Source organism: Paenibacillus sp. JT31N11, from assembly GCF_056269285.1.
This window is the reverse complement of sequence record NZ_JBWDNQ010000010.1, coordinates 61,354-74,346: the sequence shown is the minus strand read 5'-3', so window position 1 is coordinate 74,346 and position 12,993 is coordinate 61,354. Positions and strand designations below refer to the sequence as shown.

The 12,993-nt window shown below is 53.6% G+C and carries 11 protein-coding genes; all 11 read right to left on the bottom strand.

Annotated elements, in window-relative coordinates:
- Positions 1-36 precede the first annotated feature (36 nt).
- Positions 37-1,248, bottom strand: coding sequence for an MFS transporter (locus AC0YNV_RS27785; protein WP_475770950.1), 1,212 nt, complete (start codon positions 1,246-1,248; stop codon positions 37-39).
- A 177-nt stretch (positions 1,249-1,425) separates the two neighbouring features.
- Complete coding sequence (locus AC0YNV_RS27780; protein ID WP_475770949.1) at positions 1,426-2,403, bottom strand: ROK family protein; 978 nt, start codon at positions 2,401-2,403, stop codon at positions 1,426-1,428.
- 35 nt (positions 2,404-2,438) lie between these two features.
- Positions 2,439-3,137, bottom strand: coding sequence for a copper homeostasis protein CutC (locus AC0YNV_RS27775; RefSeq protein ID WP_475770948.1), 699 nt, complete (start codon positions 3,135-3,137; stop codon positions 2,439-2,441).
- A gap of 21 nt (positions 3,138-3,158) precedes the next feature.
- The gene (locus AC0YNV_RS27770; RefSeq protein ID WP_475771098.1) at positions 3,159-4,613 is read right to left on the bottom strand and encodes a M17 family metallopeptidase; all 1,455 of its coding nucleotides are present in this window, start codon (positions 4,611-4,613) and stop codon (positions 3,159-3,161) included.
- An 87-nt stretch (positions 4,614-4,700) separates the two neighbouring features.
- A complete protein-coding gene (locus AC0YNV_RS27765) occupies positions 4,701-5,693 on the bottom strand; it encodes an ABC transporter ATP-binding protein (protein ID WP_475770947.1) in 993 nt (330 codons plus the stop codon).
- The gene (locus AC0YNV_RS27760) at positions 5,690-6,694 is read right to left on the bottom strand and encodes an ABC transporter ATP-binding protein (RefSeq protein ID WP_475770946.1); all 1,005 of its coding nucleotides are present in this window, start codon (positions 6,692-6,694) and stop codon (positions 5,690-5,692) included. Before AC0YNV_RS27760 ends, AC0YNV_RS27765 begins: the two co-directional genes overlap by 4 nt.
- Positions 6,695-6,707: 13 nt before the next feature.
- Positions 6,708-7,619: an ABC transporter permease gene (locus AC0YNV_RS27755; RefSeq protein ID WP_475770945.1), complete on the bottom strand. Its 912-nt coding sequence runs from the start codon at positions 7,617-7,619 to the stop codon at positions 6,708-6,710.
- A gap of 421 nt (positions 7,620-8,040) precedes the next feature.
- The gene (locus AC0YNV_RS27750) at positions 8,041-8,967 is read right to left on the bottom strand and encodes an ABC transporter permease subunit (protein WP_475770944.1); all 927 of its coding nucleotides are present in this window, start codon (positions 8,965-8,967) and stop codon (positions 8,041-8,043) included.
- A 96-nt stretch (positions 8,968-9,063) separates the two neighbouring features.
- Positions 9,064-10,698 carry a glutathione ABC transporter substrate-binding protein gene (locus AC0YNV_RS27745; protein WP_475770943.1) on the bottom strand — a complete coding sequence of 545 codons (1,635 nt, stop codon included), beginning with the start codon at positions 10,696-10,698 and terminating at the stop codon, positions 9,064-9,066.
- A gap of 120 nt (positions 10,699-10,818) precedes the next feature.
- Positions 10,819-11,976, bottom strand: coding sequence for an ROK family transcriptional regulator (locus AC0YNV_RS27740; RefSeq protein WP_475770942.1), 1,158 nt, complete (start codon positions 11,974-11,976; stop codon positions 10,819-10,821).
- 386 nt (positions 11,977-12,362) lie between these two features.
- Complete coding sequence (locus tag AC0YNV_RS27735; RefSeq protein WP_475770941.1) at positions 12,363-12,980, bottom strand: NUDIX hydrolase; 618 nt, start codon at positions 12,978-12,980, stop codon at positions 12,363-12,365.
- Between the last annotated feature and the right edge of the window lie 13 nt (positions 12,981-12,993).

The window sequence follows — 12,993 nt, the reverse complement described above, 5'->3', positions numbered from 1 at the left end:
TCCATCAGCTTTACAAGCACAAAGGTACAGAGATGATTAAGCCTTCGCACGGGCACTGCTTTTCTCCTCTTGTTTGATCAATCTCGATGCGGCGATGAACCACACGAGGAAAGCAAAGCATAGAAGCCCGATGAAGCCATAACCGCCGAACACGTCGTACCGGGACGAGAAATAGCCAAAGCCAAGACCCGCCAGAATGTGAATCAAATTCAGTCCCAGTGACTGGAATGAATCGATCGTCGCCCTCGTGGAGGAATCGATCCGATGATGCAGACAGCCGCTGACAAGAGGCTCCATCACGCCGGAGAACAGGCAGACAACCAGCAGTGCCGCAAGACCGCCGTAGTCCTTGCTCGCAGCCGCAAAGGCAAAGCCAACAGCGAATATAGCCGTCACGGCGAAAAGCAGCGTCCTGTAGCTGAAGCGGCCAATCAGCAGATGGGCCAGAAGATTGCCGGGCAGCCGCAAAACCATAAGCGCAGCTGACAGCATGCCGAAGTACACAACCGGCATCTCCAGTCGTTCTGCATACAGCTGCCAGAATTCATCGATGAAGCCTACCGCTGTTCCTGTCACCATTCCCGAAACCACGACAAGGCTGACGCCGGGGTTTGACCGGAAGAAGCGAAGAGACACTGCGACATACTGTTTGAAAGGTATCGTTTCTTCTGCCGGAGTATCGTCCGCTGCCACTGCCGGTTCCACCAGGAGAAACGAGATGACCAGAGCAATCAGCGCGCTCCCGAGCGAAATCCAGTAGTTCAGCTCCAGGCCAAACCGGCTGGCGAGGAAGCTGCCGCATAATGCGGCCAGGATGGCGCCAATGAAGTCGCAGGCATTGAGGAAGCCCAGTTGTTTTTCGAACGAAGCCGCCTTTCCCTGCAGCACCAGCGAATCGTAGAGCAGGGCATTCTCTGTGCCGCTGCCGGCCGAGCGGCTGATGCCCGCCAGGAAGACGACCAGGGCAAAATGCCAGAATTCATCCGCAAGCAGCAGAATCACAAACTCGCTGCAGCCGAGCACGGCACTTAGTACCAGCATCCTTTTGCGTCCCCATTTGTCGGCCATCACGCCTGTAGGAATCTCCAGGAGAACAATCGTCAAGGCATAAATAATTTCCGTATACACGACCATTTGAATGGTCATGCCCCGCTCCTCCCAGTACAGCCGTTCGATGACATAGGCCGGGATGAGGCTGGAAAAGAAGCGAAATGCGTACAGCATCCGCAGATTGGTTGTATAGTCCATCAGGAGCTCCCTTCATGATATCGGATTGGGCTATTAAAAAGCTCAATCGGAATCAGGAGGCGCCCGTGGAGGACTGGTGTCTAAGGCTTAGCAGGGAGGTCTTGCGAAAGCTGCCATGGACCCATCTCCTTCAAAGCGAATTGTTAACCTCATCATAATTCTCCGAGGCATAGCGGGTCAATGGGATTTAGCAGCGGTTGAAGCAGGCTGGAACCGGAACATGGCGGCAGCCCCGATAAGTCCGACATCGTCGTGCAGGCCGGCAGGAACGATTTCGTATGAACCTTGGTAAGGCTTCATTACGAGCTTCTCCGTCTCCTCGCGAAGCATCGGGAACAGCTGCCCGGCCGCTTTGCTCACGCCTCCGCCAATAACAATGCGGTCCGGATTGAAGGTATGAACCGCATTGGCGAGTCCGAACGCCATATAATGAATAGCCCGCTCGATTACTTCAATAGCGACAGCATCCCCCTGCTCACGGGCTTCGAATACCGTTCTGGACGAAACCTCTTCCCCCCTTGCAGCCGCAAGCTCCGCAATCAGCGACGCTCTCTCCTGCATCAGGACCAGAGCCGCATTCCGGATGGCCGTCCCCGAAGCGAATGTCTCCCAGCAGCCATTGCGGCCGCAGCTGCAGACAGGACCGCCTGGATCGATAATGTTATGTCCCAGTTCTCCGGCGAAGGAGTTCGTGCCCAGAAGCAGCTCGCCGTCCAGCACAATGCCTGCGCCAATTCCGGTGCTGAAGGTCACATACACCATATTTTCAGCCCCCCGGCCGGCTCCTCTTGCATATTCGCCCCAAGCGGCGGCGTTCGCATCGTTGACGACCTGCACAGGGGCTCCAAGCTCCGCCTCCATCCATTTCTTCAAGGGGATATTCGTCCATTCCGGAAGATTCGTGCCATGGAGCACGATGCCGTCCCGGCTGTTGACCGCACCGGGCGATGCCAGCCCCACACCGGAGAGCGTGCGCCCTTCAGCGACGGATTGAACCATGCCGGTAATGCGCTTGACAACCTCTCTCGCCGTTGCTGCACCCGCCGTTTCCGTACGTTCACGCTTCAGCATTTTACCGCTCGAGTCGAAAAGCGCAGCTGCTATTTTCGTCCCTCCCAGATCCACTCCAACTACATATTTATCTATATTATGCAAATCAAATTCACCTATTTTCAGCATCTTTTAGTAAATTAGTTGGCTGCTCCCTCATGCAGAGTATCCGCCAGCGCCCGGAGCGCGGCAGGATCGATCGGCGCAAGGGTTGACCGCCCAAGACGGACTGCCGTGCCAAAATGCACCTCCGTCACTTCGGTTTGGCGGACAAAATCCGCAATTCCTTCCGCCGCCATTCCGCCGCCGGCAAGAATCCGTAGGCTGCCGCCGCTTGCTTCCTCAACCAGCCTGCGGATGACGTGCGCCGCATCCATTCCGGTGGGAAAACCGCCGGAAGTTAATACCCGCGAGATTTGCGGATAACGCATCAGCGTCCGCAATCCGGCTGATTGATCAGACAGCTCGTCGAAGGCGCGGTGGTACGTCACGTCCAGTCTGCCTGCCGCGGCCAGAACGCGTTCCAGTCCGTGCTCGTCAATCTTTCCTTCCCCGGTAAGGCTTCCGAATACAATGCCTGCAGCGCGTGTCGAGGCAATGGCTTTAATCTCTGCGACGATGGCATCCATGTCGTAAGTATCGTAGTTAAAGGAACGGCTGTGCGGCCGGACCATGACATTGACCGGAATGCTCACAGTATCCGCCACCTGCTCAATCATGCCGATCCCCGGCGTTAAGCCGCCCTCGGTAATGGCTGTAATCAATTCAATCCGGTCCGCCCCGCTTTGCTCGGCCAATATGGCGTCCTGCACACATGTAGCGATAACCTCCAGAATCATAACAATGCCTCCTTGTTTTCTCTATTCTCTTTCACTTGAACGCATCACGGCATAATCCGCGAGCAGCCTGGCGCCGTAACCGGTCGCCCCCGCTTCGGAATAGCCGGCATCCTGCTTGTACTGAACCGTACCAGCCATATCGATATGCACCCAGCTCATAGACTCGTCAACAAAACGCCTAATAAACAGCGCCGCCGTAATGGCCCCGGCGAGCGTTGAAGTACCGACATTGCGCAAATCCGCGTAATCGCTGCGAAGCTCGGCCTCATACTCATCCACCAAGGGCATCGGCCACAGCCGCTCCCCATTGCGCTCGCCGATCCCGACAAGGCGGCTTGTCATTGCGGAGTCGCCCCATATGCCTGCGAGTTCAAGACCAAGAGCAGCCCCTACATTGCCTGTCAGCGTCGCAATGTCGATCGCTTCCGCGGCCCCAAGCTTCGCCGCGTGCAGCAGCGCATCCGCCAGCACAAGCCGGCCTTCCCCGTCCGTATTGGCAACCTGAACGGTCAGCCCGTTCGGATAACGGATGACAGACGAAGGCAGCATAGCCCTCGCGTCCGGCAGGTTGTCCGCCACCGCAATAAGGGCGGTGACATTGACATCCGCTTGCTGCCGGACCAGTATATCCAAGGCTCCGATGACGGCGGCAGCTCCGCCCATATCCATCCGGGCGTCGCTGATATCGCGGCCCGTCTTCACATTCATGCCGCCCATATCAAACGTTATGCCTTTGCCGATCAGCGCAAGCATAGGAAGCCCGGCATTGCCTTCGTACTTCAGCTCAATCAAAGCGGGAGGATGCTTGCTGCCTGCTCCAACCGCAAGCAGTCCGTTCATTTGACGGTCGATGAGCTCCTGCCCGCGATAAACATGAATGTGAACGGGCGCACCGGCAAAACGCGCCAGTACCGCTTCAACAAAACCGCCCGGGTTCAACGTTTCCGGCGTTTCATTGACAAGATCCCGCGCCGCCATCGCACCTTCTGCCCGGATGCGCGCCTTCGCCACTACCGCATCCAGATCGGATGCCGACAGCTCCGTCCAATCGCTCGGGTCTATGTTTAAAGCAGCCGTCCCTTCTTTACGGGTCGAGCCCCGATATTTATCGAACCGGTACAAGCCCAGCAGCCAGCCTTCCAGCCAGGCCTGCAGCCATTCGTCTGCTGCCGGGCCAGCTTCGCTGCTGACCGCAGCCGCAAGGCCCCGGACAAGCGCCGCCGAACCGCGGCCCTCGCGCAGCACAGCGCGGGCGCTGGTTCCACCGGCGCGGCGTATATGCTCCAGCGTTACCTTCTTGCGTGCACCCATGCCTATGGAGAGCATATCTGTTTCGTCTTCGGACCTGCCGTACAGCCAGGTTACAACCCCCGCCTGCTTGCGGTCTTCGCGCAGCTTGAGGGGATAAGGCTCCTCCACATATGCCGGCTGAATACGGACATCCGCCGTCAGGGCGGGTTCGATCGTCAATTTCATGGCTGCTCCCTCTATTCCATTCATATTCGGGGTCTCTTATCTACTATAATAGTCAAAAACCGTCCATAATAGCTATTGCCGCCCTGCTCAATGCGCCGGCTTCATTACTTCTTCGTCATACAAATGGCAGGCTACCTGATGTCCCGGCTCGATTTCCTGGAAAACAGGCGCTATCTGCTTGCATACCTCCATACAGGCAGGACAGCGTGTGTGGAAACGGCAGCCTGACGGAGGATCTACGGGGCTGGGGATATCTCCCTTCAGAATGATCCTCTCCCTCTTCGCGCTTGGATCGGGAACAGGCACAGATGACAGGAGCGCCTGCGTATACGGGTGCAGAGGACGATCATACAGACTGTCCTTATCCGCCGTTTCTACCAGAGAACCCAGATACATGACCCCGATCCGGTCGCTGATATGCTCCACTACGCTCAGGTCATGGGAAATAAATAAATACGTGAGCCCGTACTGCTCCTGGAGGTCCTGCAGCAGATTAAGCACCTGGGATTGGATCGATACATCCAGCGCGGAGACCGGCTCATCCGCCACAATCAGGCTTGGACGGACGGACAGCGCGCGCGCAATCCCGATACGCTGCCGCTGCCCGCCGCTGAATTCATGGGCGAAGCGCTCGGCATGCAGGCCGTTCAGACCCACCGTTTCCAGCAGCTCGCGAGCCAGCTTGTCCCGTTCCTTCGGGCTGAGCTTCGTATGAATGAGCAGCGGCTCGGCTACAATATCCTTCACTTTCATCCGCGGGTTGAGCGAGGCATACGGATCCTGGAACACCATCTGCATTTCCTTGCGGATCGGCCGCATCTGATTATCGTTCAGACCTGTAATATCCTGGCCGTTGAAGTATACTTCGCCGCCTCCCGGCTTAAGCAGCCGCGTCACGAGCCGGCCCGTCGTCGACTTGCCGCAGCCGCTCTCACCGACAAGGCTGAACGTCTCCCCTTTGCGGATCGCAAAGGAAATGCCGTCGACCGCATTCAAATATTTTTTGGCGCCCAGCCACCCCTTCTGGACCGCAAACGACTTCCGGAGTCCTTTGACTTCGATAAGCGGAGTCTCCTTCATGCGCTCTCGCCTCCTTCCTGATCCGTCTGCTGCGACAGCCAGCAGCGGCTTTTACGACCTTGTAGTCCCTCGTCCGGCAGCAGATCCGGCTCCTGCGTCAGGCAGCGCTCCATCACATACGGGCAGCGCGGCGCAAATTTGCAGCCTGCCGGCATATGCGACAGATCCGGAACATTGCCCGGGATCGAGTCGAGCCGGCGCACCTTCTGGCGAAGCTTCGGCACTGAATGAATAAGCCCCTTCGTATAGGGATGCTGCGGATTATCGAACAAATCTTTCACAGATGCCTCTTCAACTACACGCCCGGCATACATAACTACAACCCTGTCGCACATCTCGGCAACAACGCCCAGATCATGCGTGATGAGCAGCATGCCCATGTTTTGTTCTTCCTTCAGCCGCTTCATCAGATCAAGAATTTGCGCCTGAATGGTCACATCCAGCGCGGTCGTCGGTTCGTCTGCAATGAGCAGTTTCGGATTGCAGGACATCGCCATCGCAATCATGACCCGCTGCCGCATCCCGCCGGAGAGCTGATGCTGATAATCGTTCATCACTTCCTCCGCACGGGGAATGCCTACAAGCTTCAGAGTATGAACCGCATGCTCGCGGGCCTGTTTCCGGCCATAGCCCATATGCAGCATAATCGGCTCCATCAGCTGCTTCCCGATTTTGAGGACCGGATTCAATGACGTCATCGGCTCCTGAAAAATCATAGCCAGATCCTGACCGCGAATGCGGCGCATCTCCGCCTCCTTGATTTGGGTCAGGTCATTCCCCTCGAAACGGACAGACCCGCCGGCGATACGTCCGGACGTATCCTTGAGCAGTCTCATGATCGACAGCGAGGTCACGCTCTTGCCGCAGCCGGATTCGCCTACGAGCCCGAGCACTTCCCCTTTATTGATATGAAAATCAACGCCGGCCACCGCCATTACACTTCCGCTGCCGCGTTTAAATTCCGTTTTCAAGCCTTGCACTTCCAGCAATTTTTGCGTCACAGCTTATCCCCCCTTAGTTTTTCGTCTTGGGATCAAGAGCGTCGCGCAGGCCGTCCCCTACCAGGTTAAAAGCCAGCACAGTCAAAAAGATCGCAATGCCGGGAAAATAAACGACATGCGGAGCAATGCTCAAATAATCGCGCCCCATGCTGAGCATGGCGCCCCAATCCGGCTCGGTCGCCTTCGCTCCCATACCGAGAAAGCTCAGGGAAGACGCCGCAAGAATGGCCGTTCCGATCTTCATTGTCAAATTCACAATAACGCTTGGCAGCGTTTCGGGAAAAATATGCCGCCAAATGATACGGCCGTTCTTCGCCCCCATCGAGCGGGCCGCTTCCACAAACAGCGTTTCCTTGGCCGACAGCGTAACGCTGCGGATAATACGGGCAAAGGATGGAATGCCGAACACGGCTACCGCAATCACGACATTGGACAAGCCCGGACCGAGGATTGCAACGATCCCGATGGCGAGCAATAAATCAGGGAATGAGAACATAACGTCGCTGCCGCGCATGATGAGCTTATCCGTCCACCCGCCGTAATAACCGCTAAGCAGACCGAGGAACGTCCCGGCAACAGCCGCAATCAGCACCGCGCTGAGGCTGACCGCGAGCGACAGCCTTGTTCCATCGATAAGGCGGCTCATAATATCCCGGCCATATTCATCCGTCCCTGCCCAATGCTTCGCTGAAGGCCCCGACAGCAGTTCATCGTAGTTCGGCAGATCGGGATTATAAGGCGTCAAATAAGGGCCAAAGATGCCAACCATCACAAGCAGGATAATAAAAATCCCGGCCGCCAGCGACAAACGCTGTTTGCTGAATTTGCGGAAAAACGCCGCGATGCGGCTTGCGGAGGGTTCCGGCGCAAGCACTTGTACCGGCGCGGAAGACCCGGCTCCATTAACCGTCGGAGTATGGTTCATAATTGTACCTCCTAAAAGTTTTGTTTTAGCGATGCTGCCCTGAGTCACTTCAAAACAAAACCTACAAGCTTAGTTTTGTCGAGCATTTGCTTCAACGAATCACTTCAAAACAAATAACTTCTTAGTTTTACTTAGTATTAATCCGGAGATTAACCGGCGGAGCAGGCTGAAATAGTCTGGAGAAGCGTAAGCTGAAAGCTTTCGTAAGAAAGCTGCCTCGGAAGGATCTGCTTACGACCTTTGTACTCCGAATTTAACAGATAGGGTTCAAAACCAATCACATTTATACCGTGATTGGTTTTGAACCAGGGTGACAAAGCTATCCACGGTGTTTATTGTGAATTGCTTTGCACCAAAGGTATCCAAAATAAAAAAATTCAGGGGTACAACAGCGATCGGAAGACGTTTCCGCATGCGCAGCTTAGTTCGACGAATAACGGATTTTCGGATTCAATACGCCGTACAGCAAATCAACAATCAGATTGATCAAAATAAATTCGGTGGCGAACAGCAGCAGCTCCGCCTGAATAACCGTATAATCGCGGAATGAAATGGAGTCGACGAGCAGCCTCCCAAGACCGGGAATGCTGAATACCGTCTCTACCATAACCGATCCGCCAAGCAGGAAGCCGAACTGGAGGCCCGCAACGGTAACGACCTGAATCAGCGAGTTGCGCAGCGCGTGCCGCCCGACGACAATGAATTCGTGCAAGCCTTTAGCCCGGCCTGTCCGGATATAATCCTCCCGCATCGTCTCCAGCATGGAAGAACGGGAAAAACGCGCGAGCATGGACATAATGCCCGCTCCGAGTGTAATGGATGGCAGGACATAGCTTTTCCAGGAATCAATACCGCCTGTAGGGAACCAGCCCAGCTCGACCGAAAATAATTGAATCAGAACGAGACCGAGCCAGAAGCCCGGAACCGAGATACCGGAGATCGCTGCGAGCATCCCGCTATAATCCGGCCATTTGTTGCGGTTAATGGCAGAAATAATTCCGATCAGCACGCCGGCGATCAGCGCCCAGCCCATACTGACAAGCGTCAGCCAAATCGTCGGCATGAAGCGGCTTTGCAGCGTTTCCGTCACCGGCAGACCTGTCTTGAGCGAGGTTCCGAGATTCCCTTGCAATAAATCGCCCATATAGTGGATATACTGCTGCCATAAGGGAAGATCCAGACCAAGCGTGGCGCGGATGGCATTGATCTCTTCAAGCGTAGCGTCTTTTCCCGCCACGAGCCGTGCCGGGTCGCCGGGGATGAGATGAATAAACATAAACACCAGCACGGATACGACAAACAGCAGCGGAATGACTCCGATAATTCTCTGCAATGTATATCTTCCCAAATCGCGAGCCTCCTTCAAAATAGGAAGGGGCGCTATCTGAATATGGATTCAGAAGCAGCCCCAAGCCATTCTTCGATCATTTAAAGACATATTAGATTACTTTTTGATTTCGGCATTTTTCACGTTGATGGAGCCGTCCGGATATACCTTAACGCCGTCCACATAGGATTTCTTGCCGGTAATCGTTTGATCGACGCCCAGGAACGCCCAAGGCGCATCTTCCCAGATCGTTTTTTGGATGTCGCCGTAGATGGCTTTCGCCTTCTCCGGATCTGTCGCCTTATTGGCTTCCTCAATCCATTTATCTACGTTGTCGTTTTTGTAGTAAGCCGTGTTCGAGCCTGCAGGAGGGAACATATCACTGCTGAACAAACCTCTTGTCGCACCGTCCGCATCGCCGGAGGATGGCGACCAGCTTACGTACCACATTTGAATTTTGGCGTCCTCAGGTGTTGCAGCCGAGTTGATTTGGTCGGACAGTGTCGCGCCTTCCATCGACTTCACTTCCAGCTTGATTCCTGCCAGCGCCAGCTGCTGTTGAATGAACTGCATGCCTTTTACGGATTCGGAATCATTCTCGCCCCAGATTTCCGCTTCGAAGCCGTCCGGATAACCCGCATCCGCAAGCAGTGACTTCGCTTTTTCGATATCGTAGTCATAGCCCGTTTGCTGAGCATAATATTGCGTTTTGGATGACATGGTGGAATCCAGCTTTGTGGCAAGACCCGATTTGACGACTTTAATATAAGCATCCTTATCGATCGCATAGTTAATGGCTTGACGTATCTTCACGTCATCATAGGGAGCTTTCAACGTGTTTAATGTAATATAGCGGACAATCGTGGAATCGGCTTTATCCACTACGATGCCATCTTTGCCTTCAACCTCGGCGACCTGCTCCGTCGGCATCGGGTAGATGAAATCGGCCTCACCCGTTTTGAGCATCGCGATACGCGAACCATTCTCCGGTACGGGCTTGAATGTAATGCTGTCTACCTTAGGAAGTCCTTCTTGCCAGTAGTCGGCATTCTTTTCTACAACCAGGCGGTCGCCCTGCACCCATTCTTTCATCTTGAAGGGACCTGTGCCGACCGGATTTTGACCGATTTTATCGCCGAACTTCTCCAGCGCGGCAGGGCTGATCATCAGCGCCATCGCCATTTTGTTCAAGAAGGCATTGTACGGCTCGCTCAATGTAATGACCACTGTTTTTGCATCAGGCGTTTCAATTTTGGCAACCTTCGTGAAGCTTTTGCGCATTCTCAGATTGTTCTTCTCATCCAGGATGCGTTCAATATTAATCTTGACCGCATCCGCGTTGAAGTCCGTTCCATCCTGGAACTTCACATTCTCATGCAGCGTGAAGGTGTAAGTAAGGCCGTCATCGCTTATTTTGTAGCTGTCGGCCAAGGCCGGGACCAAGGCCATATTCTCGTCAAAGCCCATCAAGCCTTCATAAATCGATCTCGAGCCGCTGATAGACAGCGTATCGCTCGTATTATGGGGATCGAGTGTAATAAAGTTGGCGTTAACCGCTATGACAATATCATTGCCGTCTTTCGTGGCTGCCGGCTGTTCTGCTGTATCCGTAGCCGTGTTTCCCGTATTCGCGGCATTCCCTGTATTCTCTGTACCGCCGTTATTGCTGTTATTGCTTCCACAAGCCGACACGACAACTGCAACGATCATAAGCAGCATGATCAAAGACCAACTTTTACCTTTAAACCTCATGTTTATCCAACTCCCCAAAGAAATATTTGATCTATAGAATCGCTTCACACCGTGCAGCGCCAAGGAATGGCAGGTCTGAAGAATATTCTTAATTAAAGCAGGAAAAATGACGGATTTCTGCTAATCAAGCTTGAAGAACCTCATCTGCGAGAGCAATCCGGAGCCAATCATGACACCCCGTTCATTCAGCTCGGAGCGGAAGATGCGAAATGATCCCCGAAGCGGTTCCCATACGATTTCCTTCGTGCACAGCTCCTCCACCTCTTCGTAGATGGCGGGAAACTTGTCCACCAGCTCGCCGCTTAGGATGACGCTGTCCGGGTTATACATGCAGACGACGTTGTTAACTGTAATGGCAATATACTGCAAAGCACGCTCAATCAAATATTTCGCCCATCCCTCGCCCGCCTGCCTTGCTGCGAACAGCTCCTCAATCGTCGCAATCGATCTGATTTTGTTGGCCTCGGATAGAAGCGAGCTGATATTAATGTAGGTTTGCAGGCAGCCCGCTTTGCCGCACTCGCACATCATGCCGCTCGGGTCAATGGTCGTATGGCCGATTTCACCCGCGCTGTTTGTTTCCCCGCGGTATATCTCGCCCTCAAGAATAAGCGCAGAGCCAACGCCATTGCCAAAACCAAGCAGCGCCGTGCGCCTGGAGCCGATGGCGGCTCCTTTCAGATGCTCGGCCAGCGCCTTGACCTTCAGTTCGTTATCCACCGCAACTTCGTAGCCGGTGAGCTCCTTCAAGCGCTCTGCCAGCTGCACGTTCTTCCAGCCGAGCTGAACCGAGAAAACAACGATGCCTGTCTGGTTGTTGACAATGCCGGGAAGTCCCATTCCGATTCCGACTGCGCGGGTTTTATCAATCCCGTGTTGTTCCATAAGATCATGAATGGCCTCACTGATCCGCATGAGCGTAACATCCGGCTTCTCGTCGCTGGTGCGGACGTATTTGCTTCTGCATACGATATTTCCTTGAATATCGACAATGCCGATATTCATCTGATGGCTGTCCAGCTCAACGCCGACCGACAGGACGGAGGTGTCTGCGATGCCGAGAAGCGTTGATTTGCGGCCCAGGCCAACCGACACCTGATCGGATTCCAGTATATAGCCCTGATCCGCCAGTTCTCCGACAATGCGGCTTACCGTTGTTGCGCTCATTCCGGTTTGTTTGGCAATGGCAGCCCGTGAGATAGGGGCCTGGTTTTTGATAATTTCAAAAACCGTCAGCCGATTCTGCCGCTTCATGAAGTCCTGATCATGTTTCTTCAAGGCTGGATCCCCTCTTTATTTTCTCCATTGGATTAAATAGAAAGAAAAATTACTGAAATTTGGGTATAACAAGAAAATTTTATGATGTAATCGAGAAAATTGGCTCTATCAAACTTTTATATTCTCCAGTGATATTAATAATATAAAAGAATATTTTAATGGTGTCAACATATATGACATAAAATTGTTTGAGTTTATCCCTGTTTTAGTTAGAGAACAGATTATTCAACTCATATTTAAATCTAAAATCTCATTGGTCTATTGAGGTACAACGCTTTCATATATATCACATGAATATGACGCTAATGACCATCTGAGATGACGCAAAAAAAGCCTGCCAGGGCAGACAGGCTTTTCTTAAAGCTTTATTAACTGGAACAGGCTCCCTAATCGAACATGATTTCCCCGCTGTCCGTACGGCACAATTCGAACAGCCTGCAGATTTGCTTCTCCGTATTGCGGTCCGTGGATAACTCCGGCAGCTCATGCTCCCCAAAAAATCCAACATCCAGAGTCTCCATGCTTGCCTGCGCTTCGCCGCCAATAATCTCGCACTGTATAAAAATCTTATATACATGCGAAGGTGATGGCGGATGATCGTGAAATTTCTTGTCCACGATTCCCAGCAGCCGCACGGGCAGCACGTCATAGCCGGATTCTTCCTTCGCTTCTTTGACAGCCACTTCCTTCGGCGACAAGCCGATATCCGCCCATCCGCCAGGCAATGACCATGCCCCGTCTATGCGCTCTTTTACGAATAACAGCTTGTCATCCCGAAAAATCACGCCGCGTATATCCACCTTCGGAGTGGCGTATCCCGTCTCGCTTGCGAACAGCTCCCTTATCTTCCCTGTCTCCACGCCGGTATACGAATTGAGAATTTCGATGCTTAATGTCCGCAACTGCTCAAACCGGTCCAGATCATAAATATCCTTGGAATAAGCAAGTCCAGCCTGGCTTATGGCCTGGATCTGCTTGGCCCATTCCAGCCACTTCAGCTGCATTGGCATTCCCTTC

Excerpts from the sequence above, each read along its gene's own strand:
- AC0YNV_RS27775 (WP_475770948.1), bottom strand. The coding sequence starts at position 3,137 with ATGATTCTGGAGGTTATCGCTACATGTGTGCAGGACGCCATATTGGCC.
- AC0YNV_RS27785 (WP_475770950.1), bottom strand. The coding sequence starts at position 1,248 with ATGGACTATACAACCAATCTGCGGATGCTGTACGCATTTCGCTTCTTT.
- AC0YNV_RS27745 (WP_475770943.1), bottom strand. The coding sequence starts at position 10,698 with ATGAGGTTTAAAGGTAAAAGTTGGTCTTTGATCATGCTGCTTATGATC.
- AC0YNV_RS27765 (WP_475770947.1), bottom strand. The coding sequence starts at position 5,693 with ATGAAGGAGACTCCGCTTATCGAAGTCAAAGGACTCCGGAAGTCGTTT.
- AC0YNV_RS27735 (WP_475770941.1), bottom strand. The coding sequence starts at position 12,980 with ATGCAGCTGAAGTGGCTGGAATGGGCCAAGCAGATCCAGGCCATAAGC.
- AC0YNV_RS27755 (WP_475770945.1), bottom strand. The coding sequence starts at position 7,619 with ATGAACCATACTCCGACGGTTAATGGAGCCGGGTCTTCCGCGCCGGTA.
- AC0YNV_RS27770 (WP_475771098.1), bottom strand. The coding sequence starts at position 4,613 with ATGAAATTGACGATCGAACCCGCCCTGACGGCGGATGTCCGTATTCAG.